This is a genomic window from Neobacillus phoenicis, assembly GCF_047302305.1.
Taxonomy (GTDB): Bacteria; Bacillota; Bacilli; order Bacillales; family Cytobacillaceae; genus Neobacillus.
In genome coordinates this window covers 611,320-637,846 of sequence record NZ_CP154847.1, presented here as the reverse complement: position 1 = coordinate 637,846, position 26,527 = coordinate 611,320, and the positions used below count along the sequence as shown (strand labels likewise).

27 protein-coding genes are annotated in these 26,527 nt (G+C 42.9%); 1 reads left to right on the top strand and 26 read right to left on the bottom strand.

Annotated features, from left to right (window positions below; translation table 11 throughout):
• Positions 1-86: 86 nt before the first annotated feature.
• From nuoH to AA0X95_RS03100, 23 genes are all read right to left on the bottom strand, one after another.
• Positions 87-1,091: an NADH-quinone oxidoreductase subunit NuoH gene (gene nuoH / locus AA0X95_RS03210; protein WP_413305284.1), complete on the bottom strand. Its 1,005-nt coding sequence runs from the start codon at positions 1,089-1,091 to the stop codon at positions 87-89.
• Entirely contained in the window at positions 1,091-2,191 is a 1,101-nt protein-coding gene (locus AA0X95_RS03205) for an NADH-quinone oxidoreductase subunit D (protein WP_413305281.1), read from the bottom strand. Before AA0X95_RS03205 ends, nuoH begins: the two co-directional genes overlap by 1 nt.
• 3 nt (positions 2,192-2,194) lie before the next feature.
• Positions 2,195-3,418 carry an NADH-quinone oxidoreductase subunit C gene (locus AA0X95_RS03200; protein ID WP_413305278.1) on the bottom strand — a complete coding sequence of 408 codons (1,224 nt, stop codon included), beginning with the start codon at positions 3,416-3,418 and terminating at the stop codon, positions 2,195-2,197.
• Positions 3,419-3,421: 3 nt separating this feature from the next.
• Positions 3,422-3,934: a NuoB/complex I 20 kDa subunit family protein gene (locus AA0X95_RS03195; protein ID WP_307283528.1), complete on the bottom strand. Its 513-nt coding sequence runs from the start codon at positions 3,932-3,934 to the stop codon at positions 3,422-3,424.
• Entirely contained in the window at positions 3,925-4,299 is a 375-nt protein-coding gene (locus AA0X95_RS03190; protein WP_413305275.1) for an NADH-quinone oxidoreductase subunit A, read from the bottom strand. The genes AA0X95_RS03195 and AA0X95_RS03190 overlap by 10 nt, the downstream gene beginning before the upstream one ends.
• A gap of 1,223 nt (positions 4,300-5,522) precedes the next feature.
• On the bottom strand, positions 5,523-5,930 hold the full coding sequence (locus AA0X95_RS03185; protein WP_413305272.1) for a F0F1 ATP synthase subunit epsilon: 408 nt from the start codon (positions 5,928-5,930) through the stop codon (positions 5,523-5,525).
• Positions 5,931-5,951: 21 nt separating this feature from the next.
• Positions 5,952-7,373, bottom strand: a complete 1,422-nt coding sequence (gene atpD, locus AA0X95_RS03180) for a F0F1 ATP synthase subunit beta (protein WP_413305269.1) — start codon at positions 7,371-7,373, stop codon at positions 5,952-5,954.
• A 133-nt stretch (positions 7,374-7,506) separates the two neighbouring features.
• Positions 7,507-8,364, bottom strand: coding sequence for an ATP synthase F1 subunit gamma (gene atpG / locus AA0X95_RS03175; protein ID WP_413305266.1), 858 nt, complete (start codon positions 8,362-8,364; stop codon positions 7,507-7,509).
• A gap of 62 nt (positions 8,365-8,426) precedes the next feature.
• Complete coding sequence (gene atpA, locus AA0X95_RS03170; RefSeq protein WP_413305263.1) at positions 8,427-9,935, bottom strand: F0F1 ATP synthase subunit alpha; 1,509 nt, start codon at positions 9,933-9,935, stop codon at positions 8,427-8,429.
• 24 nt (positions 9,936-9,959) lie between these two features.
• Positions 9,960-10,496: a F0F1 ATP synthase subunit delta gene (locus AA0X95_RS03165; protein WP_413305260.1), complete on the bottom strand. Its 537-nt coding sequence runs from the start codon at positions 10,494-10,496 to the stop codon at positions 9,960-9,962.
• The gene (locus AA0X95_RS03160) at positions 10,493-11,023 is read right to left on the bottom strand and encodes a F0F1 ATP synthase subunit B (RefSeq protein WP_413305257.1); all 531 of its coding nucleotides are present in this window, start codon (positions 11,021-11,023) and stop codon (positions 10,493-10,495) included. The genes AA0X95_RS03165 and AA0X95_RS03160 overlap by 4 nt, the downstream gene beginning before the upstream one ends.
• A gap of 115 nt (positions 11,024-11,138) precedes the next feature.
• A complete protein-coding gene (gene atpE / locus AA0X95_RS03155) occupies positions 11,139-11,363 on the bottom strand; it encodes a F0F1 ATP synthase subunit C (protein ID WP_308081822.1) in 225 nt (74 codons plus the stop codon).
• 72 nt (positions 11,364-11,435) lie between these two features.
• Positions 11,436-12,149 carry a F0F1 ATP synthase subunit A gene (gene atpB / locus AA0X95_RS03150; protein ID WP_308081821.1) on the bottom strand — a complete coding sequence of 238 codons (714 nt, stop codon included), beginning with the start codon at positions 12,147-12,149 and terminating at the stop codon, positions 11,436-11,438.
• A gap of 22 nt (positions 12,150-12,171) precedes the next feature.
• The gene (locus tag AA0X95_RS03145) at positions 12,172-12,546 is read right to left on the bottom strand and encodes an ATP synthase subunit I (protein WP_413305254.1); all 375 of its coding nucleotides are present in this window, start codon (positions 12,544-12,546) and stop codon (positions 12,172-12,174) included.
• A gap of 2 nt (positions 12,547-12,548) precedes the next feature.
• A complete protein-coding gene (locus AA0X95_RS03140; RefSeq protein WP_413305251.1) occupies positions 12,549-12,773 on the bottom strand; it encodes an AtpZ/AtpI family protein in 225 nt (74 codons plus the stop codon).
• A gap of 356 nt (positions 12,774-13,129) precedes the next feature.
• The gene (locus AA0X95_RS03135; protein ID WP_413305248.1) at positions 13,130-15,352 is read right to left on the bottom strand and encodes a S8 family serine peptidase; all 2,223 of its coding nucleotides are present in this window, start codon (positions 15,350-15,352) and stop codon (positions 13,130-13,132) included.
• Between the two features lie 34 nt (positions 15,353-15,386).
• Entirely contained in the window at positions 15,387-16,409 is a 1,023-nt protein-coding gene (locus AA0X95_RS03130) for a nuclease-related domain-containing protein (RefSeq protein ID WP_413305246.1), read from the bottom strand.
• A 329-nt stretch (positions 16,410-16,738) separates the two neighbouring features.
• A complete protein-coding gene (gene upp / locus AA0X95_RS03125) occupies positions 16,739-17,368 on the bottom strand; it encodes a uracil phosphoribosyltransferase (protein ID WP_335526762.1) in 630 nt (209 codons plus the stop codon).
• A gap of 171 nt (positions 17,369-17,539) precedes the next feature.
• Positions 17,540-18,781, bottom strand: a complete 1,242-nt coding sequence (gene glyA, locus AA0X95_RS03120) for a serine hydroxymethyltransferase (protein ID WP_413305243.1) — start codon at positions 18,779-18,781, stop codon at positions 17,540-17,542.
• Positions 18,782-18,923: 142 nt separating this feature from the next.
• The gene (locus AA0X95_RS03115; protein ID WP_413305240.1) at positions 18,924-19,490 is read right to left on the bottom strand and encodes a TIGR01440 family protein; all 567 of its coding nucleotides are present in this window, start codon (positions 19,488-19,490) and stop codon (positions 18,924-18,926) included.
• A gap of 94 nt (positions 19,491-19,584) precedes the next feature.
• On the bottom strand, positions 19,585-20,031 hold the full coding sequence (rpiB, locus tag AA0X95_RS03110) for a ribose 5-phosphate isomerase B (protein ID WP_413305238.1): 447 nt from the start codon (positions 20,029-20,031) through the stop codon (positions 19,585-19,587).
• Between the two features lie 287 nt (positions 20,032-20,318).
• Entirely contained in the window at positions 20,319-20,765 is a 447-nt protein-coding gene (locus tag AA0X95_RS03105) for a low molecular weight protein arginine phosphatase (protein ID WP_413305235.1), read from the bottom strand.
• A 263-nt stretch (positions 20,766-21,028) separates the two neighbouring features.
• Positions 21,029-21,586 (bottom strand): manganese efflux pump MntP family protein, encoded by a 558-nt coding sequence (locus tag AA0X95_RS03100; RefSeq protein WP_413305232.1) that lies wholly within the window; start codon positions 21,584-21,586, stop codon positions 21,029-21,031.
• A gap of 794 nt (positions 21,587-22,380) precedes the next feature.
• Here AA0X95_RS03100 and AA0X95_RS03095 point away from each other — a divergent pair.
• Positions 22,381-23,388, top strand: coding sequence for a DUF3231 family protein (locus AA0X95_RS03095; protein ID WP_413305229.1), 1,008 nt, complete (start codon positions 22,381-22,383; stop codon positions 23,386-23,388).
• Positions 23,389-23,661: 273 nt separating this feature from the next.
• Here AA0X95_RS03095 and AA0X95_RS03090 read toward each other — a convergent pair whose 3' ends face one another.
• The 3 genes from AA0X95_RS03090 to spoIIR all read right to left on the bottom strand — a co-directional run bounded on the left by AA0X95_RS03090 (position 23,662) and on the right by spoIIR (position 26,320).
• On the bottom strand, positions 23,662-24,705 hold the full coding sequence (locus tag AA0X95_RS03090; protein ID WP_413305226.1) for an L-threonylcarbamoyladenylate synthase: 1,044 nt from the start codon (positions 24,703-24,705) through the stop codon (positions 23,662-23,664).
• 184 nt (positions 24,706-24,889) lie between these two features.
• Positions 24,890-25,336, bottom strand: a complete 447-nt coding sequence (locus AA0X95_RS03085; protein ID WP_413305223.1) for a GNAT family N-acetyltransferase — start codon at positions 25,334-25,336, stop codon at positions 24,890-24,892.
• A 132-nt stretch (positions 25,337-25,468) separates the two neighbouring features.
• A complete protein-coding gene (spoIIR, locus tag AA0X95_RS03080; RefSeq protein WP_413305220.1) occupies positions 25,469-26,320 on the bottom strand; it encodes a stage II sporulation protein R in 852 nt (283 codons plus the stop codon).
• Between the last annotated feature and the right edge of the window lie 207 nt (positions 26,321-26,527).

Genomic DNA, 26,527 nt, shown 5'->3' with positions numbered 1-26,527 from the left:
CCACGTCGCTTCGCTCCCGCAGGAGTCTTCGCACCTTCCGCTCCAATCAACAGAGTGCCAAATCAACAATGAACTTTACATGACCTTTAGAAAAATAACGATTTGATCAGTGCTGTTAGGAAGATGTTAGCCAAGGATACTGGTAACAGTACTTTCCAGCCGAATTCCATTAGTTTGTCTGCGCGGAAACGTGGTAATGTTACGCGGAGCCAAATGTACATGAAGACGACCACACTGAATTTCAATGCAAACCAAACCGCACCTGGAATGAAGCCAAGGAACGCGAATGGCGGCAGCCAACCACCAAGGAACACAACGGTGATTAAGGATGACATTGCGAATAAATACACATATTCAGCGAGCATAAAGAACGCCCAACGGAAACCGGAATATTCTACGTGATAACCAGCAACAAGCTCAGATTCTGCTTCTGGAAGGTCAAACGGTGTCCGGTTTAATTCTGCAATCGATGAAATGAAGAAAACGACAAAGCCAATTGGTTGAAGTAAGAAGAACCAACCATGTTTTTGCGCATCCACGATATCATTTAAGTTTAAGCTTCCCGCTAAAAGGATAACCCCTAAAACGGACATAACAAGCGGAATTTCATAGGAAATCATTTGTGCCGCTGCACGGGCTCCCCCGAGTAGCGCATACTTGTTATTGGATGCCCATCCGCCTAGTAGCACCCCGAACGTTGTTAAGCCAGAAACGGCGATGTAATACAGTAATCCCACACCGATATCCGCAAACTGAAACTTGTCAGTGAAAGGAATCGTTGCTAGCACCATAAATGACGGTGCAAAAGCAATCACCGGTGCAATGATAAATAATGGTTTATCCGCTAACTTCGGGATAATATCTTCTTTTAATAAAAGCTTCAATACGTCAGCCACGGTTTGCAGGAGTCCCCAGCGTCCGCCGACTTGGTTTGGACCGTGACGGAGCTGCATGTAACCCATGACTTTCCGCTCGGCTAAAATTCCGTATGTTACGAAGCCTAATACGACTAAAAGCAAGATGACACCGAGTAAGAAGAAAATAGCAAAGTTGAAAAGACCTGGACTGGACTGGAGTAAATCGTTTACCATTAGCCGTCCACCTCCCCAAGGACAATATCAATTGCCCCTAAAATAGCAATCAAGTTTGCGATATTTTCGCCCTCTAATAGTTTCGGGAGAATCTGTAGATTATAGAACGATGGTCTTCTAAACTTTAAGCGGTACGGCTCTTTTTTACCGTCACTTGAAATATAGCAGCCAATCTCTCCGCGTGGTGATTCAATTCGTACAAATGCTTCCCCTTTAGGCGCCTTAATGATTTTCGGCACTTTTGCTAAAATTTCTCCTTCAGCAGGGAATTGCGCAACCGCTTGCTCAAGGATCTTTAAAGATTCTTCAATTTCCGCCACACGTACATGGTAACGTGCTAATGCATCGCCGCCCTCTTGTACCGGAACATCAAAATCAAAGCGATCATAGATGGAGTATGGCTCATCTTTACGAAGATCCCATTTCACACCTGTACAGCGAAGATTTGGTCCGCTGAGTGAGTAATGAAGTGCGTCTTCTTTCGTATACGTTCCAACACCTTTTACACGATCTATAAAGATTTCGTTACCCGTAACAAGCTGGTGATAGCCTTTAAGCTGTTCACGCATGTACGGAACAAACTCTCCTACCTTTTCAATCCAGCCCTCAGGTGCATCCCACTTAACGCCGCCTACACGCATGTAGTTAAACGTTAATCGGGCACCTGATAATTCGTTCAGTAAATTAATGATCATTTCGCGCTCACGGAACGCATATAAGAATGGACTAACCGCCCCAAGGTCAAGCAGGTATGTACCCCACCAAACAAGGTGGCTAGCCACCCGGCCCAATTCCATCGCGATGACACGAAGGAAATCCGCTCGTTCAGGCACTTCAATTCCCATCATCGTCTCCACCGCATGGCAAAGAACGTAGTTATTTGTCATCGCCGACAAATAGTCCAGACGGTCTGTATAAGGAATAATCTGAGTATATTGCAGGTTTTCAGCTAATTTTTCTGTTCCACGGTGTAAGTAACCGATGACAGGATTCGCTTCCGTTATGATTTCCCCATCAATTTTTACCACAAGTCGGAAAACTCCGTGTGTACTTGGATGCTGAGGACCTACGTTTAATAGCATTTCTTCCGTTCGTATCACTGGTTACACCTCCACATCGTACGGCTCATAATCTTTTCTGAGTGGATGGCCAACCCAATCATCTCCAAGCATAATCCGGTAAAGGTTCGGATGCCCGGTAAACTTAATACCGAGTAAATCATAAGCTTCACACTCCGGCCAGTTCGCACCAGCCCAGATTGGCTGCAGAGATTCGATTGTTGGTTCATCACGGTCAATCATCACTTTAACCGCGACAGATTGACGGTTTTTGTATGAGTATAAGTGAACATACACTTCCATATGTGTTTCAAAATCTGATCCATGAAGCTCTGATAAGTAATCAAACCCTAACAGCTCATTGTATTTCAAAAATTGAGCTAGCTTAAAGTAGTTCTCACGCTTCACCACAAGGGTTGGAACATCTTTGGAGAGTTTATTAATATAAGAATCTTCTAAAACATCAGACCCCATATTTTCTTCAATGACTTTCAAATACTTATCTAAAAATGGCTGATTGACTGAAGGCTTCACTTCCGCTGCTGGGGCTGCTGTTTCACCAGCTTTTCCGCCTGCTGCTGCCTTCGCCTTTGCTGCTGCCGCTGCTTTCGCTTTCGCTGCAGCAATTGCTTTTGCCTTTTCATCGTCCCCACCAGTTGCTGGTGCATCCGCTATTCCAGCTGCTTTCGCCTTGGCCGCTGCTTTGGCTTTCGCTGCTGCTGCCGCTTTTGCCTTGGCATCATCACCTGCTGGTACGCTTTCGTCTGCATCCGCTGCAGTGTCTGCACCGCCCGCTAGCTCCATTGCTTTCCGTTTGGCTGCCGCTGCCGCCTTCGCTTTCGCTACTGCTGCTGCTTTCTTTTTCGCCAGGTCATCTGCATCATTTCCTGCTGCTTCCTCTGCTGGTGTCGTCTCGGCCGCTGGGACTGTTTCCCCTGCTTGCTCCATCGCTTTTCGCTTGGCTGCTGCTGCCGCCTTTGCTTTGGCTACTGCTGCTGCTTTCTTCTTCGCCAAATCATCCGCATCAGAGCTTGCTGCAGGGACTTCACTTGACGTGGCCGCAGGGGCTTCTTCTGCCTTTGTTACTGGCGCTTCGCTTGGCGGTGCGGCCGGTGGTTCCGGTTTCACTGGCTCAGTTGGTGTTGGGGTTGCCTCCTGCTTAGGTGCAGCTTCCCCTGCTGCCTTTGCGGCCCGTTTCGCCGCCGCAGCTGCCTTCGCCTTCGCCACAGCTTCCTTCTTTAACTGTTCAAGATCCTTTTCCCCACTCATCGGTTAGATCACCTTCTTCCCAGTCTTCGCTTCATAGCGAATCTTTTCCCTTAATTTATTAATTCCATAAATTAAAGCGGCCGGGTTTGGTGGGCATCCTGGTATGTAAACATCAACAGGGACGATTTGATCGACACCCTTAACAACAGAATACGACTTAACATACGGCCCGCCAGCCGTTGCACATGAACCCATGGCAATAACCCACTTCGGCTCAGGCATTTGATCATACAAACGGCGCAAAATAGGAGCCATTTTCTTCGTTACCGTTCCAGACACAATCATACAATCCGATTGACGTGGAGATGTACGGAAAAACGAACCAAAACGGTCAAGGTCATAATGCGAAGACCCTACACCCATCATTTCAATCGCACAACAAGCCAGACCAAATGTCATCGGATAGATCGAATTACTTCGAGCCCATGCCTTGATTTGCTCCAGCGTCGTCATAAATACATTTCTTTGTAACTCTTCCATTTCCTTAGGTGAAATGCCGTCTAGTTTTAAATCCATCGTAGCACCTTCTTCTTCCAAGCATACACTAGGCCGATTAACAGCATAATTACGAAAATTAACATTTCGATCAACGCAAAAATACCTAGCTTATCATAGGCAACCGCCCATGGATATAAAAACACCGTTTCCACATCAAACACAACAAACATTAGGGCGAAAATATAATAGCGGACATTGAACTGAACACGGGAATCGTGAAAAGGCTCAATACCGCTTTCATATGTGGTATACTTTGCATCACTAGGTTTATGAGGACGCAAAAGCTTACCTAAATATAACGCCACCATCGGCAGCAACACCCCAAGACATAGGAACACAAAAACTATCAGATAATTATTCTGATATATATTTAGAAGTTCCATGTCTATCCCCTCCAATGTTGTAAATTTTCATACTAATGAATATTGTAACCGAATTCATTATAGCATTGTTACAAACCCATGTCGACAAGCCATTATACTTAAATTGGAATTCTCCCGCAACGAGAATTTATCAGTTTAAGACACTTGAGAGCTCGGTCTCAAAAGGGGCTTAAACTGATAAATTTTCGCTAGCTGAAGCGCATTGTGCGGGTAGCACATTGCGGGAGAATTTCAATTTTACGGTACACTAGGATGTCGACATGGGTCCCCTTCCTGAGCGTTTGCGTGATTTCGCTGAGTTGGCTGCCTTGTAGATGCTTTAGAGATGACGCAAGAGCCGCTCAACAACACTACAAAAAAACCGACAACACCCCAATTTAACAATAAATACTCAAGAATGTATGTGAGATTTGTCATTAAATCTTCATAAATATGCGTTTTTCTCCTTATCTAAATAAAAATTCGACAAACTCAATTCTTACTAAACCCAAACTATGTAAAAACATATAATGAACCTTTCTATCACAAATCCAATCTTGTTCCGCCCTACCATCTTATGCAAAGATGTACAAATCATGCAGTCTTTCCTCAACCAATGGCAACAAGCATAAAAAGGCCGATTGAAAGACTGGCCTTAACAAACTCTATACATATACTTTTTTCTTCTTTTTTCATACAAAAGTAGATGTAGAACCTTTCTACGTTTACTTTCTCTAGCCTTCCCTCGTTAAAAGTAGATATAGAACCTCTCTACGTCCACTCTCTCTTGCTTTCCCTCGTTAAAAGTAGATATAGAACCTCTCTACTTCTACTTCACCTTCCCCAAAAACTAAAACTATCCCCTAAAAATGCCAGTCGCAAGACGGGCACAACTAACTTCCCACCCATTATTCATCCAAACCAAACGTTATCTCCTCAAGCCCCAAACTTAAGCGACCATTTTTATATAAACCTCGGATAGTTCCCCCACCAAAATCTACTTATCATCCACTTCCCCACTCTTATCGACCGCTTTCACCATTATATCGGCCACTGTTCCAAACATATCAGCCACTTCCCCAAACTTATCTGCCACTTTCTACGATAAATCGTCCACTTCCCCAAACATTTCGGCCACTTCCACCACTTTATCAACCACCATGCCCCAATCCCGAAAACGCAAAAAACCCCTCCAGCGGACCCTAAAAAATCCGCTAAAGGGGTTTGATAAATATAAGATATTATTACTTTCTACCTTCCGATACGGCGAGGCGATTGATGGCACGTTGCAGGGCAAGCTCCGCACGTCTGAAGTCGATATGCTCAGCATGCTGATCGTGCATACGCTGTTCTGCACGTTCCTTCGCTCTTAGTGCACGTTCAACATCAATATCGGATGCTTTTTCAGCCGTTTGCGCCAAAATGGTTACTTGATCAGGACGGACCTCTAAAAATCCACCACTTACCGCAACCAGTTCCGTTTTTCCACCCTTCTTGAGGCGAACAACCCCAATTGCAAGAGGAGCAACCAACGGAATGTGACCAGGTAAGATACCTAGCTCACCACTTTGAGCCTTTGTACTAACCATTTCCACATCTGATTCATACACCGGGCCATCGGGAGTAACAACATTGACTTTAATCGTCTTCATTTTTTACCCTCCTGGCAGGATTTAGACCTCTACGCCCATGCGTTTTGCAGCTTCAACCACTTCTTCGATGCGTCCAACAAGACGGAATGCATCCTCAGGAAGGTGATCATATTTACCATCAAGGATATCTTTAAATCCTTTAACCGTTTCCTTAACAGGAACATATGAACCTGGCTGTCCAGTAAACTGTTCAGCTACGTGGAAGTTTTGTGATAAGAAGAACTGTAGACGACGCGCACGAAGTACGACTAACTTATCATCATCAGAAAGTTCGTCCATACCAAGGATCGCGATGATATCTTGTAGTTCACGGTAACGTTGTAACGTTTTTTGCACACGACGTGATACCTCGTAATGCTCTTCACCAACGATTTCAGGTGACAATGCACGAGAAGTTGATGCAAGTGGATCCACCGCAGGGTAGATACCCATCTCAGAAAGCTTACGCTCAAGGTTAGTCGTTGCATCCAAGTGAGCGAAAGTTGTAGCCGGAGCCGGATCCGTATAGTCATCGGCTGGTACGTAAATCGCTTGGATTGATGTAACAGAACCTACGTTAGTAGATGTGATACGCTCTTGTAATTTACCCATTTCAGTAGCAAGAGTTGGCTGGTAACCTACCGCAGATGGCATACGGCCAAGTAGGGCAGAAACCTCAGAACCTGCTTGTGTGAAACGGAAGATGTTATCCATGAAGAAAAGAACGTCCTGTCCTTGCTCATCACGGAAATATTCAGCCATTGTCAAACCAGTTAGGGCAACACGCATACGTGCACCTGGTGGCTCGTTCATTTGTCCGAATACCATCGCTGTTTGCTTAATAACGCCAGAGTCCGTCATTTCGTGGTAAAGGTCGTTACCCTCACGAGTACGCTCACCTACACCAGCGAAAACGGAAATACCGCTATGCTCTTGTGCGATGTTATTGATTAATTCCTGGATTAATACAGTTTTACCTACACCGGCACCACCGAATAGACCGATTTTACCACCTTTAATATAAGGTGCTAAAAGGTCTACTACCTTAATTCCAGTTTCAAGAATTTCTACCTCAGTAGAAAGATTTTCGAAAGTTGGTGCTTCGCGGTGAATCGAATCACGACGTGCACTTGCAGGGATTTCATCAGCAAGGTCAATGTGCTCACCTAATACGTTAAATACACGTCCAAGTGTTACATCCCCTACTGGTACGGAAATCGGTGCACCTGTATCCACTACTTCTACACCACGAGTTACACCGTCAGTGGAAGCCATTGCAATCGTACGAACAGTATCATCACCTAAATGAAGGGCTACTTCAAGGGTTAAGTTGATATCAACTTCTGATTCATTACGCGCTTTGTAACTAATTCTTAATGCGTTATAGATCTCAGGCAGCTGACCGTTTTCAAATTTAACGTCAACGACCGGACCCATAATTTGAACTACGCGTCCTATGTTCATCTTTTTCCCTCCTAACTTACTCTTTTGAAAAATGAACGTAGTTGGAGACACGCATCTGTTCACTCATGAACAAATGCTGCCTTCCCGTTCATTCTCTTTTTTTTGCCCGCCGAATGGGCTAATTGTAAAAATTCTATTCTAACGCCGACGCACCGCCAACAATCTCTGTGATTTCTTGTGTAATCGCAGCTTGACGTGCACGGTTATAGCTAAGCGTATAGTTACGAATCATTTCTTTCGCATTATCAGTTGCATTTCTCATTGCCGTCATACGGGCAGCATGCTCACTTGCTTTACTGTCTAGAAGAGCACCGTAAATCAAAGCCTCTGCATATTGCGGCAGGAGAACTTCTAAGATTTCTTCTGCAGACGGTTCAAACTCATAAGAAGCCAGCTTTGAAGAAGTTGTGATATCCGTTAGCGGAAGAAGCTTCTTCTCCGTTACTTCCTGAGAAATGGCACTTATATAATGACTGTAATACACATATATTTCATCAAAAGTACCGTCAGAGAACATTCCTACCGTACTTGAAGCGATATCCTTAATATCTGAAAAGCTTGGCTGATCGGAAACCCCTACAATTTCAAGGGCTACATTCATGCCGCGCTTAACAAAAAAGTCACGAGCTACTCTACCCACTGCAATAATCGCAAATTCATCATTGGTTTTATGACGGCTTTGGATTACTTGGTGTACGCGTCGAATCACGTTACTATTAAATGCGCCTGCAAGTCCACGGTCAGAAGTCATAACGATATAACCTGTTTTCTTCACAGTACGAGCCTGAAGCATAGGATGGTTAATTCCTTTGCTGCCGATTGCAATCGAAGCCGTTACTTCCTGGATTTTTTCCATGTAAGGGACAAATGATTTCGCATTCATCACTCCACGGTTCCATTTCGCTGCCGACGTCATTTCCATTGCTTTCGTAATCTGACTCGTCTTTTTGGTTGAATTTATACGATTTTTAATGTCGCGTAAAGATGCCATTGGTTCTCACCACCCTCATTCAAAGAATGTTTAGCTAAGAGCGCCCTTAGGCGCCCCCAATATTACTCGGAAACTGCAAACGTCTTTTTAAAGTCGTTGATAGCAGAAGCGAAATCGTCATCAGAAGGAAGATCCTTCGTCTTCGTAATATGGTCTAACACTTCTTTGCGGTTGTGATCTAACCAAGTTAACATTTCTGATTCAAAACGACGAATATCTTGAACAGGGATATCATCAAGGAATCCGCGTGTTAATGCATATAGGATTGCGACTTGCTTTTCAACTGAAAGCGGTCTGTTAAGATCTTGTTTTAATACCTCAACGGTACGTGCACCACGAGCAAGCTTCGCTTGTGTCGCTTTATCAAGGTCAGAACCGAACTGAGCAAATGCTTCAAGTTCACGGTATGAAGCAAGGTCAAGACGCAGTGTACCTGCAACCTTTTTCATCGCCTTGATTTGTGCAGAACCCCCTACACGGGATACGGAAAGACCTGCATTGATCGCTGGACGTACGCCAGAGAAGAATAAGTCAGACTGTAAGAAGATTTGTCCATCAGTGATGGAGATAACGTTTGTTGGGATATAAGCAGAAACGTCACCTGCTTGTGTTTCGATAAATGGTAATGCTGTGATTGAACCTGCACCTAATGTGTCGTTCAATTTCGCAGCACGCTCTAATAAACGGGAGTGCAAGTAGAATACATCCCCTGGATATGCTTCACGACCTGGAGGACGACGAAGTAATAGGGAAAGCTCACGGTATGCAGCCGCTTGTTTAGAAAGATCATCATATACGATTAATACGTGTTTGCCAGAGTACATGAACTCTTCAGCCATCGCAACACCAGCATATGGAGCTAAGAATAGCATTGGAGCTGGTTGAGAAGCAGATGCAGATACAACGATTGTGTAATCTAATGCACCATTCTTACGAAGCGTTTCAACCGCATTACGTACTGTTGATTCTTTTTGACCGATTGCAACATAGATACAGATCATGTTTTCAGTCTTTTGGTTTATGATTGTATCGATCGCAACAGATGTTTTACCTGTTTGACGGTCACCGATGATTAATTCACGTTGACCACGACCAATTGGAACTAGTGCGTCAATCGCTTTGATACCTGTTTGTAATGGCTCATGAACGGACTTACGAGCCATAACACCTGAAGCTACTGCTTCTACAGGGCGAGTTTTTGTTGCATTGATTGGACCCATACCATCAATTGGTTGTCCTAAAGAGTTAACAACACGTCCAATTAGCTCTTCACCAACTGGAACCTCCATGATGCGTCCTGTACGGCGAACTTCGCCGCCTTCCTTGATCTCTGTGAAAGGTCCAAGGATAATAATACCGACGTTATTTTCTTCTAGGTTTTGTGCCATACCCATAACGCCATTTGAAAATTCAACAAGTTCTCCAGCCATGACATTGTCGAGGCCATGAACACGAGCGATACCGTCACCTACGGAGATAACTGTACCAACATCACTCACTTGAATTTCTGCCTGATAGTTTTCAATCTGCTTTTTAATCAGGGCACTGATTTCTTCAGCTTTGATGCTCATGAGTTTCACCCCTATCTACGAATCTTAGCTTAACAATTTACGTTCTAAACGGTTTAACTTGCCGCGCAAGCTTCCGTCATATATACGGTTTCCGATGCGGAGCTTTACGCCGCCAAGCAATTCGGAATCTACGATATTTTCAATTCTCAATGATTTTTTGCCTACTTTTGCTGCAAATGTAGTAGAAATAGCTTCGCGCTCAGCATCTGTAAGCGGACGGATGCTGTACACTTTTGCTTCAGCAATCCCCATTTCATCATTTGACAGCTCAATAAACTGGTCCACCACTTCAACGATTTCATCTTCGCGGTGACGATCAATCAAAATTAACAATGTATTAAGTACATAGGCATTGATAGATACAAAAGCTGCTTTTATAACCTCTTTTTTCTTATCAATCGTTAGTTTTGATGATTTTAGCACAGCTTTCAAATCAGCATTGTATTGTAAAACTTCTTTTACTACACGAAGTTCTTCTTCTACTGTACTTAGAATCTGCTGTTCTTTTGCAATTTGAAAAAGAGCTGACGCGTAGCGTTTTGCTACCATAGAATTGCTCATCGCTCTTCTCCTGCCTCTTTGATATATTCGCTAATAAGTTGTTCTTGATCTGCTGCAGTTAATTCTTTCTCAATTACTTTAGAAGCAATTAATACAGACAGGGAAGCAACTTGTTCGCGAATAGCTGCAACTGCTTTTTCTTTTTGCTGCTCAATTTCAAGCTTGGCAGCTTCTTTAATACGTTCAGCTTCCGTACGTGCTGCAACTACGATCTCTTCTCGTTGGATATCGCCTTGTTTTCTAGCGTTTTCCATTAAGTTCTGTGCTTCGGTACGTGCTTCTTTTAAAAGACTTCTTTGCTCTTCTAAAAGTTTCTTTGCTTCTAAACGACTATTCTCAGCCGCATTAATTTCATTAACAATGTGTGCTTCACGTTCCTTCATGATGCCCATTAATGGACCCCATGCGAACTTTTTAAGCAATGCTAACAAAATGATAAACATTAGTAACTGGAAGAAAATATCTCCCAAATTAATATGGGAACCGCCTTCAGCAGCAGTAGCCAATACAAAATTGCTTGTTAACACCCTGGGTTCACTCCTTTCAAGAGTCGCTAAACGATGAAAGTAACAACAATTTAACTAGACATAAATGAATGGCGAAGGATGTATGTATCTTCGCCATCTGGAGTTTTAATGATAATTACTTATTTAAAACCATGAACGCGATAACTACACCGATGATCGGTAATGCTTCAACTAACGCAACCCCGATGAACATTGTAGTTTGTAAAGTACCACGTAATTCAGGTTGACGAGCAACACCTTCTACAGTACGTCCTACGATAAGACCGTTACCAATACCTGCGCCAATAGCTGATAAACCAATTGCAATCGCTGCTGCTAAAATACCAATTGAACCTGTCATTTCGTTTTTCCTCCTTAAATGTATAAAAAAATATAGTTTATTATTTTGTTCATAAGTAATGAACGGTTTATATTAATGGTCGTGACTCACTTTATGAGCCATATAAACCATTGTTAACATTGTAAAAATGTACGCCTGAATTGAACCAACGAAAATAGAGAAACCTTGCCATACTAGTGTTAGTGGTACTGCTGCGATAGTTCCAGCAATTCCTTGATGCGCTAGTCCAGCTGCTAGTAGTGAAAGAAGCAATTCACCGGCAAAAATGTTACCGTATAGACGCAAACCAAGAGTTAGCGTATTCGCGAATTCCTCAATAATCTTTAATGGGAAAAGGAATTTCATTGGGCTAAAGAAGCCTTCTGCATACCCTTTTACACCTTTTAGCTTCACACCATAGAAGTGTGAAAGCGCAACAACCATAACCGCTAACGTTAAAGTAATCGTTGGGTCAGCTGTCGGTGATTTCCACCAAAGGTTTTCACCAACTACGATAGCAAACGGAAGACCTAACATATTAGATACAAAGATATACATCAATAGTGTGATCCCAAGAATGTGGAATCGACCACCTGTCTTCCAATCCATTGTACTGTTGATAATTCCTTTAACGAAGTCCAAAATCCACTCAAAGAAATTTTGCACCCCAGTTGGTTTCATCGCAAGTTTGCGGGTGGCAAGGACTGCAATTAGGAAAACAATCGCACTTGCAACGGTAATCATTAGAATATTGGCCCCGTTAAACCAAAGCCCCATAAACTTAAAATCCGGAGTTCCGTGTTCCATGTAAACTCACCTCGTTTCCGCTTCATTTATGTACATGCAATGCATGATAAAAATAATCTATCATAATGACAATATAGGATGTCATCAATCCTATAACTAAACCAATCACATTGAAATACTCAGGATATTTCAATGCAATGACTGCCGCTATTCCACCTACTGCCATTCTGGAAAGCGACCCAAGTGAGCGGACCTTCTTGCCCTCTCCCACCTTTTTATCAAAGTCTTCGGTTTTTCTTACTAATAACCAAAGATTTAAGAAACCAAAGCATGTCCCGAGAATCAACCCTAGAAAGATTGTTTGGTACGATGTGAATCCCCAGCCGAGAACATAAATGGACAACAAGTAAAAAATCCATTTCCGCTGTCTGTTGTACATGACTCTAAAATCTGGCATAGTTATTTATCTCCTGAATAGAAATGGCGGATTGAAAGAAGCATGGAATAGGTGCCTGCTGCAAGTCCTAAAAGCAGTCCAACTATTAAAAAAATTGGCTCGGTACCCCAATGCCGATCCAGCCATCTGCCTGAGAAAATACCTATTAGAATGGAACCGACTAACTGGGAGACGATCGCGGACATTAAAGCCATAGCTTGTAATGGATTGCGGTTGTTTTGTCGCATGCTTATCGCATCCTCACTGTAAGAGAATGAGAACCGGGTAATAGTATGCAAATAGGCGCAAACATCGTCAAAAATAGTCGATAAATCCGATGAAAACCCTATCATTTTACACCCTTTGTTAGCATACAATAGGCAACTTTTAAAGTCAATGGAATTTAGTGAATTATTCCACAAACAATTCCCCAAGCATTTCTCTCATGAAATTTTAATTTACTCTATTATTGTAGTGGATTTTTTAAAAGTTTTTTGACCATTTTGTGTCTATTTTGTGAACAATGTCATTGAAAGCCATTTTTCCGTGATGGACCGGCTGGACAAGCCCGACAAATTTTGGCTTGCCCAGTCACTCGCACAGTTTACTCTTTTTTCTTCTCAATAACGATCATCCGCTCGATAAAATCTTCCTTCCCTGCCTTTTTAGCAAACACCTTCACAAGGTAAGTCCCCTCTTCCGGCAACTGCTCGGTCGGAATCACTTTCCGGATTAATCCTTTCTTTACATCTGTCTTCGTATCTAAAAAGCCAACAAACCGGTAATCCTCCGGGTTAAACAAAGCAATTCCAAACTCCTCTGCCCCCCCAGGCAAATACACCTCATATCTGTACTGTCCCGGATGGTCGCTTTCTCCAAAATCAAAACCCATCACCCGTGGGTACCCCGGCTCCTCGAGCACATACAAATAGGGGATATGAATGGTGGACGAACCAGCCTGCATTTGAATATAACCGTCATGAACTTTTCGCAAAAACACTTTCGGGTCAACCGTTAACTCAACCGTCACATCCCGCGACTCCTTCGGCCCAAGCGTGAACGACAACGGGAACCTCCAGTTCAGTCCCTCCACCTGCTGCGGAATCGAAAAGGAATACCGCTCAGTTTTTGCGCTCCTATTTTCCACATGCAGTGTCGCCTGATGGACATCGTGATCGTCACTATATTTCCCAAACCTCATACTGCTCGGCGAAACCAGCGAGGTCGCCTTGATCGCTTCATCTACTTGAATGCGTCCGGCCCCCTGTTCGAACGTACGGTAAAACCCTTGGCTCTCATCAGCAGCAGAACTAATCGTTCCGGGCTCCATCTTCACAAGCGGTTTTGCCGTGTTCATCAAGGCTGCTTTAATTTGCACCGGTGTCCAATCGGGGTGCGCCTGCTTGATTAACGCACAGGCCCCGGCCACATGCGGTGCCGCCATACTCGTTCCCTGCAAAGACAAATAGCCGCCTGGAATCGTCGAATTAATGGCTACCCCCGGCGCAACAATGTCCGGCTTAATATCCCACGTTCCCGTCACCGGCCCCCTTGAACTAAAGTCTGCCAGCTTATCCCGCTCCTCTACCACCGAAATTCTCGCCGCCACACGCTGTTTCTTTATTTCTTTTTGTAAAATTACCCCGTCACCCTTAGATAGTGAACCCACTGGTAGGGTCAGCGGAGATTCCAAATTCCCCATGAAGTTTCCGCTCGTATTATTGTAGATTAATACCGCTCTCGCACCCGCTCTACGTGCATTTTCTGCTTTCTCCGTAAAGGTTAGCGTCCCCCGCTTCATCAGAACGATTTTTCCTTGAACATTCTTTAATTCCTCTTTCTTGCCGATGCCACCATCCACCAGATCGGCTGACCGGTCTAGCGCCCATTTAGCTGAACCCTCCATCGGCTGAATCCGATATTTATTCCGGCTTCCTTCTATTAATAAGGATGGAATTTCCATTGTGGGTGTGGAGGCTCCGACCGAAATCGCTTTAGACGCCGTTCCCGGCGAACCCACTGTCCACACATTCGGCCCGGAATTACCTGAAGCAGCTACCGCCACAATTCCTTTGTCCACTGCGCGGTTAAGGGCCATACTAATCGGAAGGTCCGGCCCATTGATATCGTTCCCGAGCGATAGATTCATAATATCGACTTTGTCCTTGATTGCCTGATCAATAGCCGCAAGCACCTGTTCGGTCGTCCCGCCACCTCCAGGTCCGAGTGCCCGGTACGCTACAATTTTCGCTTCCGGTGCCACGCCTTTTATTTTTCCATTAGCCGCAATGATTCCCGCTACATGGGTGCCATGGATGGTCGCTTTTCCAACAGCGAGCGTTTCCATTGGATCACGGTCATTATCAACGAGGTCATGCCCACCGGCATAGTTCCGCTGCAGGTCGGGATGTGTATAATCAACACCCGTATCAATCACCCCAACCGTCACTCCTTTTCCAGTAAGTCGCTCGTCTTTGGCGTCAAAATAACTGCGGACCTCTTCTCCACCAATAATTTTGACACTTTCCTCGGTTTCTACCTGATACTGTGTCACATGTGAGACGTTCATAATGTGCTGCTGGTTGGCGAGTTTGGCGATGACTTCGGCGGGACCTTGAACAGAAAACCCATCAATGGCCTCTTTAAAGACTCGTCTTAGCTTGATGTCCCGGTACGGACGGATGAGTTGCGCAATTTCCTGCTCCGACTGCGGCCGGTCCAAAAGGATAATCGCTACGGTTTGTTCATTTGAAGGTTTTGGAATGGGAGGATGAATAAGAATGCTTGGAGATTGAAAAGCAAGGAGCAACGCAAGTATGAATTTCATCAGTGAAAATCCCCTTTTTTCCTATCGTTTTCATTTAGCGGGGAAAGTATGCATTGGGTAATTTAATGTCCTTCTCCTTAGGCTGGATAAACTCATATTTTTGCGGTAAGAAGTATGTCGTGCCGCGTTTTGACCCCGTAAATGGTAATCCAAGAGCTCGCACCATTTTCCCAGCAATAAAAGTAGATCCGATATGTAAAAATTCACCCAATTGTTTTCGAGTAATCGTTGGTCCTAACAAAAGAAAATAATCATCAACAGTAGGAAGGTGTGCAGTTTTTGATGAAAAATGACAATTTGAACAATGCCAGCTTCCTGAATAATACGTCATAGTGGAAATTTGATCCTTAGGGCAAATAACACCCGTTTTAATTTCGTCTTTGGAAATCTTATATGTTTGAAGAATGTCTGTAATAAGGGGTTGATGGTTATCTAATAGGAGATCCACTAATTGTGTGAGATTCTTTTTGCTAAAGCGGGGTTTGTCATACTTCTTTTCTAATTCTTGTATCTTATCAATAATCGACTCTGCATAAATCAATTCTTTATAAATTTGTTGATTATCAGGTGTGGTCTCTACCAACGTGGAAGTTTTACTGATGACGACTAATCTTTCAATCGGCAGTCCCTTAATCTGCCTATGCTCCAGCCAATTGATGAATTGCATCCTTTGCCTTTTTACTTGAAGAATCGGATTCTGAATTCCTTCCTCTTCATTATTAAACTCCTTTATTACATGGTTAGATTCTTTTTTAAAAATTAGCTTTTTCGATACATTTTTCACTTCTGCAATTAAGGCAAAGGACTGTGAAACAATTAGTAAGTCCATTTGAAATGCTTTTTTATCTGTAAGCCTTATTCCATGGAAAATATAGTACTGATCCTCTGGTAAAAATGATAGATAATAGACACATTCCTTCTCACCGTAGTATCCCTTCAACCAAAATCGCAGGTCTCTTTCAATAATAGGCCTCATTGGGTGATTTTTCGGCAGTCTGCGGAGAAGTGCCATACACTGCAAAGCTATAATAGGTAATTTTAATGGTAAAACAATCATTCCTTCACCTCATTTATTAGACTTACTGGTAAATTCTATTAAATGAAGTGATTTCCTGCCTGGGATTTAAGGACAATATGTGATTTTTTATAGATTAGCTGTTCGTTATATTATTTAATATTGTGCTTATTTGAGTTTTGTGCGTTTTACGGGTGGTTTTGTGCCAAAATTGATGGGTATTGTGCAAAAAATCAATGGTTTTGTGTCATTTCTTGAATGTTTTGTGCCATTTTCAAGGTGTTTTGTGTAAAAATACAATTTATGCCAAATGCACACCCCAAAAACCAAATAAAAAAAGCCGAACAACGTCGGCTTTTTCCAAATTATCCTTATTTCGTCCCAAACAAACGGTCACCAGCATCACCAAGGCCTGGTACAATATAGCCATGGTCATTTAATTTCTCATCTAACGCTGCGATATAAATATCCACGTCAGGGTGCTCTGTTTTCACCGCTTCCACGCCTTCAGGTGCAGCAATCAAACACATAAATTTGATATTTTTAGCGCCGCGCTTCTTCAAGGAGTTAATCGCCTCATTAGCAGAACCGCCTGTTGCCAGCATTGGATCAACCACGATGAAGTCACGTTCTTCCACATCACTTGGAAGCTTTGCATAATATTCAACCGGCTTCAGTGTTTCTGGGTCACGGTATAGTCCGATATGACCTACCTTTGCCGCTGGGATTAACTTTAAGATTCCGTCAACCATTCCGATTCCGGCACGTAGGATTGGCACTAAACCAATTTTCTTCCCAGAAAGAACCTTCGATTTTGTTTGGCACACTGGTGTCTCAATATTGATATCTTCAAGCGGCATGTCCCTTGTGATTTCAAACGCCATTAAAGTTGCCACTTCATCAACCAATTCGCGGAATTCCTTTGTTCCTGTGTCTTTATCACGTATATAAGTCAACTTATGTTGGATCAATGGATGGTCGAAGACGTATACCTTTGCCAAAAAAATCGCCCCTTTTTTAAAATTAATCAAATACTCCGTATCATTTTACAGAAAAAAAGTGTAATGAGCAAACGGGAAAACGGTTACTTTTAGTAGTAGGAATTTTTCGAAAAAATTCACCTATTTCAAAAAAATCGGCCTACTATAAAAAATAGGCCGATTCTGTGATGTTTAGTATTCTGGATAGAGTGTAAATTTACTTGTTAAGGCTTCTACGCGTCCGCGTGCTTCTTCTAGTTTCGCTTCATCATCATGGTTTTTCAACGTAAAGGCGATGATGGATGCTATTTCGTCCATATCTTCTAGACCAAAACCACGGCTCGTTACCGCTGCTGTACCGATGCGAACACCGCTCGTTACGAATGGGCTTTGTGGATCAAATGGAATCGTGTTCTTATTCACCGTAATCCCGATTTCATCCAGCACTTTCTCCGCAACCTTACCCGTTAAGTTCAGTGACTGAACATCAACCAATAATAAATGGTTATCCGTCCCACCAGACACTAACTTCAAGCCTTCTTTTTGTAAGCTATCCGCTAAGCGCTTGGCATTGGCAATGATGTTGCCCGCGTATTCTTTAAAGCTGTCCTGCAGTGCTTCACCAAAAGCAACAGCCTTTGCCGCAATCACATGCATAAGCGGACCGCCCTGAATACCAGGGAAAATAGATTTATCAATTTTCTTACCAAATTCCTCTTTGCAAAGGATCATACCCCCGCGTGGACCGCGTAGGGTTTTGTGAGTTGTCGTTGTCACAAAGTCAGCGTAAGGAACTGGGTTAGGATGCAGGCCTGCAGCAACAAGACCAGCAATGTGCGCCATATCCACCATAAGGTAGGCACCCACTTCGTCGGCAATCTCACGGAACTTCGCAAAATCGATTTCACGTGGGTATGCACTTGCACCTGCCACAATCATCTTTGGCTTGTGCTCAAGAGCTTTCGCACGAACGTCTTCATAATTGATGCGGTGTGTCACTTCATCAACACCATATTCAACGAAGTTATATTGAATACCGCTGAAATTGACTGGGCTGCCGTGTGTTAAGTGACCGCCGTGGGATAAATTCATGCCAAGCACTGTATCGCCCTGCTCAAGAACGGTGAAGTAAACCGCCATATTGGCTTGTGCACCAGAGTGAGGCTGCACGTTTACATATTCCGCTCCGAAGATCGCTTTCGCACGTTCACGGGCTAAATCTTCCACCACATCGACATACTCACAGCCACCATAATAGCGACGGCCCGGGTAGCCTTCTGCGTACTTATTGGTTAGAACGGAACCTTGTGCTTCCATGACTGCTTCACTTACAAAGTTTTCTGAGGCAATTAATTCGATTTTAGACCGCTGACGACCTAATTCTTGTTGGATTGCTTGAAAAACCTGTTCATCGGCTTGAGACAAATGCTTCATGATATTTCTCCCCCTTTTATGTATGCAAGCGTAAAAATATTTGAAAATTCCTTATTTATTTTAACACGTTTTTTCTCTATGTAAAAAAATAAGTTGAGCGCACGCTCGAAAATTTTTTCACATTCCCCTGTTGTCCGCACACTTACGAACAGCTAGAATTCGCTTTCGTCCGTTCATATACTGCTCTCGCACCACCAATCAGCTTTGGTCTCGTCTTTGCTAACGTGACATACGCCTCTCCGACAAGCTTTTGTGTGACGCGAATCGGCACCGCTACATGCTTCAGATGCATGCCAATCAACGTATGCCCAATATCCATTCCCGCATCGGCCTTTACGAATTCCACTACAACGGCGTCGTTTAGCTGCTCGAACGCATAGGTAGCCATCGCACCGCCCGCTTTACGGACCGGGACCACGGATACTTCGTCGAATCCGCGCTGTTCGGCAACAGATCGTTCGACAACCAACGCCCTGTTCAAGTGTTCACAGCATTGGAACGCTAATTGAATGCCTATTTCTGCCTGCAATTTTTTTAATTGGCGAAAAATCATTTCGGCTACTTCAAGGGTTCCCGAGGTACCGATTCTCTCCCCTACCACTTCGCTTGTGCTGCAGCCAATCACCAACAACTGCCCCGGCTTAAACGAAGCTTGCTCCTTGAATTCCGTCACTATTGCTTCTAATTGTTTTTCCCATTCCTGAATCATTGGACCCGACCTTTCCTCTTAGAAAGTATAAGTCTTGTATAGCCATCTTGCTTTTAAGCGCAAAATTACGCCACACTCAAGCACTGCCTATCATTTACGCATGCTTATTTTCATATTCCGTAATTTTGCCTATCCGTTTGGAGTGACGACCGCCTTCAAACTTACCAGTCAACCAGATCTCAGCAATATCGCGTGCAAGTCCCGGCCCGATAACGCGTTCGCCCATGGAGAGCATGTTTGTATCATTATGTGCTCGTGTCGCTTTTGCACTGAAGGTGTCATGTACAAGTGCACAGCGGATACCCTTTACTTTGTTTGCAGCAATGCTCATACCGATGCCTGTTCCACAAATCAAAATGCCGCGGTCAAACTCACCACTTGCGACCTTTTCCGCCACAGGCAAGGCATAATCAGGGTAGTCGACAGATGTTTCACAATCACAGCCAAAATCAACGTATTCAATCTTTAATTCCTCAAGCAAGCTGGCGATTTCCTTGCGAATATTGACTCCGCCATGATCTGATGCTAATGCTACTTTCATCTTAAAAGCCTCCCTAGTTTGGTCTATCTCTTCTATTAATTTTGACATACTGCTACAGAAATATAAAGGGCTCTCTTAAAAAAGAGAGCCAGTTTAGGAAAGGCTAATGTTATTATTTTTTGCTATGTTAAACTTGCCTGTTGATTTCCGCTCCAGGCACGAGCGGTTCGTGGGTGTTTCGGCGAGCCTCCTCGGCGCTTGCGCCTGCGGGGTCTCCCCTGAACCATACTCCCACAGGAGTCTTCGTGCCTTCCGCTCCAATCAACAGGGTGTAAAAATCAACGTTGTTATTTAACAAAGCCTAATTTTTCAATTGCTTTGTCAATGAATTGTTCGAGCTCACGAAATGTTTCTTCATAGATGGGCAGGCTTCCGCCGTATGGGTCGACAACATCGTGGTCAAACGTTTCTCCGGTGAATTCTTTTAAAGTAAACACCTTCATAATGGCATTCGGATATTGCTGCTGAATGGCATATTTATGGGATGATGTCATCGTTAAAATCAGATCTGCCCATTCTACCTCTGCTGTTGTCAACAAACTCGACCGGTGGTTATGCGGAATGGTGTTGTTGCCGAGCACCGTTTTTGCATGCGAGGATGCCTCACTGCCGGTGGCCGCATATATTCCAGCCGATTTGACTTCCATCCCATCGAGATTCTTGCTTTTTAAAATAGCTTCTGCCATAGGACTTCTGCACGTATTTCCCGTACAAACAAACAAAATGCGCTGCAATGTGTCTGCCCCCTTTTTCATTTTAGGAAGGGATAAAACTCGACTTCGAGAATTGTCCAGCTCCAGCTCCTCCGCTTTTCTTATTATTATAAAACATTTTGACAAGTTTCCAACTGTCCCCCGCCCACTTCTACGAAAATTTGCCGAAACGCAAAATCTCAGACTAAAAAAACCTTTCCCATACAAGTAGAAAAAGGTCATAACGATGTAGTAAAAAATCTTAAGTAATTAATTTTGAAGTTATCTCTGATAAATCATTACAACTACCATAAAGGCGCCAGTAGTTTTAAGCCAAACGCAAGTAAAATCGCCCCACCAAGAGCTTCACTGTAGCTGCCAAGCCAGCCTTGTACCTTTTTTCCTAACAGCAAACCTGCCCATGTTAGAACCGTGGCCACGATTCCAAAGGAGATGAGCACAAGCACAATTTTTGCCCCGTAAATCCCTAATGTCAGACCCACAGAAAAACTGTCAAGACTAACACTTAAAGCAAATAAGAGTAAGCCGAAACCAACCGGCGTAATGACTTTTTCGTCTCCTTTTTTCAGGCTTGCCCAAATCATCTGCAGTCCGAGAATGATGAGTAAGAGTCCGCCAATTAAGCTGGCAAACGTGCCAAATTTCTCTGATAAAAATTTACCGGTAAGTAAGCCCACGAGCGGCATCCACACATGAAAGATTCCAATGGTGATCCCAATCTCAAAGATTTTCCTCACCCGCAGTTTGTACATTCCCATTCCAAGCCCCACCGAGAAGGCATCCATGCCTAGCGCAAAGGCCATAATCACTAATGTAAGTAATTCTCCAACTATTTCAGACATTCTGTCCCCGCCCCCTTGGACTAACTAACCTAAGCATATGCACGTCCAAACCAGTTTAGAAGTCACTAGGGAGAAATTGGATTTTCATAATTCCTTGAACTAGTCAGTTGATTTCCACTCCAGGCGCGAGCATTCGCGGGCGGTCCGGGAGCCTCCTCGTCGCTTCGCTCCTGCGGGGTCTCCCGTGACACGCTTTTCCTGCAGGAATCTTCACGCCTTCCGCTCCAATCAACAGAGTGTAATAAATCACCAATTTTTTATAACATGTCCATAAAAAAACACCAGGGATTCATCTAAGCCGTTCTCTTTTGGAGTACCCGCAACTATAAAAACATATATAAAAGCAACCCATTTCGCAAAACAATTAGCAATGAAATTTGCTCTACCTTTTATTTATTTAATAAGGTTTATTAAGGAAATAAGGGCTAAAATCGCACCTTAAATCACATACCGATTAGCATACACCATAATAAAAATTATGGTCTTGCGTTTTCGTGTGCGATTTCATACACCTATAACATTTTCATCATAATCAAAAAATTAGGGAACTTCATTTGAAGTTCCCACTTTTATGTCACTTTGCTCTTCTGCTAAGCTAAAGCACCTGATAGTTTAAGTACAATATTTCACAAACTTTTTTAAGTCCCCCATTGTTGAAAAGCCCTCTTAGTAATGATATCTCCCTTATCAAACCAAAAAATTATTAATTTTCCATGCAATATTACATAAATGATAAAAAAACACCAGATACTTGTTATAGAATATAAAATTAATCTTAAAAAGGGATTGATTATATGGATTATAAAAAGGCTGCAAAATTAACTGCGGGTGAGTTAGCACACTGTTGGGAACAGTTAATGAATAATAGTATGTCAAATGTTGTTTTGGAGTATCTTACCTTAACATCAGAACTAGAAGAAGTTAAATCTCTTTGTAGTGAGGCGGGTTCTATTTCTAAATCGGCTGTACAATTTTTTGAATCTGTTCTACGAAGTGAAAACTATCCAATCCCCAAAGGCTTTAACATTAAAGATGATTTAAACCCAAATGCCCCTAAGATGTATACGGATGTTTTTATACTATTTTATTTAAATAATATGTCTAAAATTGGAATGTCCTTAACAAGTATGGCACTATCCGATTCAGTAAGGGAGGATATCCGCAATTTTTTCCAAGAACAATTAAAAAACTTTTCAAGTTTATTTGAACGTATAACAACTATTCTATTGGAAAAGGGAGTATTTGTAAGACCTCCTTCAATTACCTCCACTCATGAAACAAACCCAATTGCAGGTAAAGGATTTTTGGGTAACTTCTTTAATGATAATAGAGAATTAACGGCAAGAGAAGCAAATGAGCTACACAAAAATGTTTTTATGAATTATATTGGTAAAAACTTATTAATAGGATTTATTCAATCTACTTCTAATCAGCAATTAATCAGTTTATTGCAACATGGAAAAGAATTATCTTTAAATATTATAGAAAAATTAGGTGATATTTTAGTTCAAAATGATTTGCCTATTTCAATGACTTGGGATACGAATGTTTTGGATGGTAAAACATCTCCTTTTTCAGATAAATTAATATCATATCTATTAGAACAACTTAATCGTGATGGTATCGCTAGTTATGGGTATAGTGCAGCAGTAAGTATCCGAAAAGATTTAAAAACTACATATGCAAAGATAATTGCAGATGTGTATCAATATGAAGAAAATATAAAAACCTTTATGATAAAAAATGAGTGGATGGAGAAACCTCCTGTTGCCCTAAATAGGGATAAGCTTGCTCAAGACTAAAAAAAATAAAGCTACCAAAAGTTGCGGTAGCTTTTTTGTTTTTCAAAGGAATATTCCTAATCTCCTTTAATTGTGTGTAAGATATATGAAAGCCATTATTCCACTAAACTTCCTGTTAGTTGAAGAAGCCAATATAAACATAATCCTCCTATAAACGTGCTAAAAGCAGTGTGATTTCATATGAGAAACACACTGCTTTTATAGTTACTTTTATATTTGCTTTTTCCTATGCGGGTACCTCAAAAGAGAACGGCTTAGGATTCATCCTGGTGCTTATTCGGTAATTAACTTATTTCCTGCTGCTTTTTGCAGGCGGTTCATGATTGCATGTCCCACGCCAGTGCTCGGGAAGATTTCACTATAAATGATATCCACATCAGCCTCGTTAAATCGGCGTAACGTATCATATAATGCCGTGGCCACCGTCTCTAACTCTGCCCGACTTCCACAGGCGAACACCACATCAGCATGGTAGAACTCCACATTCTCCATCGTTGTTAACACCCCGACCCGCAAACCTTCCTGCCGCTTTCCTTCTACTAAACGTTGCAGAAATTCTCTGGTGCCTGACACCATATAAAGCGGTGCGTTCGGCGCATAATGGCGGTATTTCATTCCCGGTGCTTTTGGTTTTGCTGCCTCATCGGTTAACGCTGGGTCGACTCGAACCTCACCAATCACTGCTTCAAGCTGCTCCTTGGTAACACCGCCCGGCCGTAAAATAACCGGAACTGATTCCGTGCAATCGATCACCGTCGACTCCACACCCACCCCGGTCGCACCACCATCAAGCACTCCGGCAATTTTTCCATTTAAATCATCCATCACATGCACGGCATTCGTAGGGCTCGGTTTGCCGGAGCTATTGGCACTTGGTGCAGCAATTGGCCGACCGCACACCTTAAGCAGCGCCAGCGCCACAGGATGATCCGGCATCCGAACTGCAACCGTCGCTAGGCCAGCAGTCGCCTTCTCCGAAAGAACGCCTTCTTTCTTTTTAAAAATAACCGTCAACGGTCCTGGCCAAAAAGCATCCATCAAGATTTCCGTCTTAGCAGGAATCTCCTTTACAAACCGGTTCAACTGCTCCCGGTCTGCAATGTGGATAATTAACGGGTTATCACTTGGCCGTCCTTTCGCAGCAAAAATCTTCGCTACCGCTTCATCACTTTCGGCATTCCCACCCAATCCATACACTGTCTCCGTCGGGAGGGCTACCACCTCATTTTCCCGTAAAAAATGAGCTGCATCCACAACTTGTGGATTATTTACGAGATTATCCACATACTTATCCACTTTCCAGACTTTTGTGTTCATAGTTATCCACCTTTATCGTAACTGAGCCTTTTATCGAAATTTGGCGAATCTAGGCACCTTGGCTCAGATTTTTGAACGAGTACGTTTGAAAGTATAAAAGAAGGTGGGTATAAAAACAAGGTTTATCCACAAATTGTGTATAAGTTTCCGAAAAAAGTGGATAACTTTGTGGATATATCCACATTTATAAAGAAAATTTTAAGAATAACGAGTTATCCACATTTAAAACGTGTCGAATGTGCTCTGATTGATAAAATCCTTCTGGTAATTCCTCACGAACGACCCGTTGAAAGCCCATTAATTCAAAAAATGGAAGAGCCACACTTTTATTTGTTGCCAAAAATAAGCTTCTCATTCCCTTTTCTTTCGCTAATTGCACCATTTGATCAAAAAGGACGAAAATTTCTTTATCTGCTTGTCCAGGTGTCACGACCAGCGAGCGCAGTAACCCATCTTCCCCGAACCCTTCCATGCCAAGCGACCCCCGCAACGAACCGTCCTCGTTTTCTAGCAGTAAAAAGTGATCAATCGTCTCATCATTTAGTCCATCCGCACCAAGCTTCGCCCGTGAAAGAAACTCTCTTAAATTTCCTAAATCCTCTTTATTTGCTCTACGAATTAATGCCTGCATCTCTTTTCCACCTCATTCATTTTCTTTTTCTACTCTATTAATATGAATAGGTAGGAAAAATAGAACAGGCCTATTCCGGGAATCTAGTAAATTTTTTCGCAAACAAAAAACCAGTTCCTTTTTGAAACTGGTTTAGTACATTAGTTTTTCCCACATTTCTACTACGAAGAATTTTACTTTGACTGGCTCTTCATCTTCTTCTGTATACACAGGCGCGTTCTTTTTCACATGCTTTTTCGTCTTCTTTTCTTCTTTCTTAATTGCTTCCTTTTCTACCACAGCCGTTTTTTTATGATTGACTACTTCTTCCTCTTCAGCGGCTGCAAACTTCTTATGGTCGACCAACTCTTCCTCTTCTTGGTCCTTGTCCCGCACCGTCACCTGTTCTTTAACCGGCTTTACCTCCGCTTTTGGCTCCACTTCTTTATCTGCTGCCATCTCAGCCTTCGCCGTTTTCCCTTCTTCAAACCCGTCACTCACAGCCACACCATTTGAAAAATCTAGAAAGCATAATGGCGGATAAAGCACGCACCACCAGTTCGCTCCTTCACCCTTACCAAGAGTAATCAAAATCGCTTGATACTCGCCTGCTGGGTATAAAAACTGTCCATATAGCTTCGTTGGAAACTGAACCTTGCCAAACTCTACTTTTACCGATTGATCCGAACCCTGCTCCTGCACGACTTTCTCCGCAATCTCTTGAATCTCTGGAAGCTTCGAATTGATAACCGTTCTTGCTTTTTCCATTGACGTTAAATCCTGAACCCACAATGTAATCTGCGCATTCACCGCATCTCGTACCTTGCGCTTAATCGCCTGATCCGATTCAAAATCACTATTTGCTAGAATTCGTAGGCGAATCGCCTCTCCCGGAATCACAATCGACTCCTTCGCTGCAGCTTCCGTCTTCGGCATATATAAACTTAGGATTGTCCCTAACGATAAAATCACTAAATATCCCCAAACTACTAATTTGTTTCTCATCTCAGCACCGTCCCTTCGATATCCTCATTGTGGACAGAATGCCAGAATCTTAAACTAGTAAAATGATAAAAATTACTATTTTTTCTAAGAACAACAAGTTGATGAACTAGCAGCTACTAGTCTATGTGACCGAACTAGTTGCTGATGCGCAATTTCGGGCTCATAGACATTTCCTATGCGACCTTTTCCTTTTTCCATCTGCCTTTT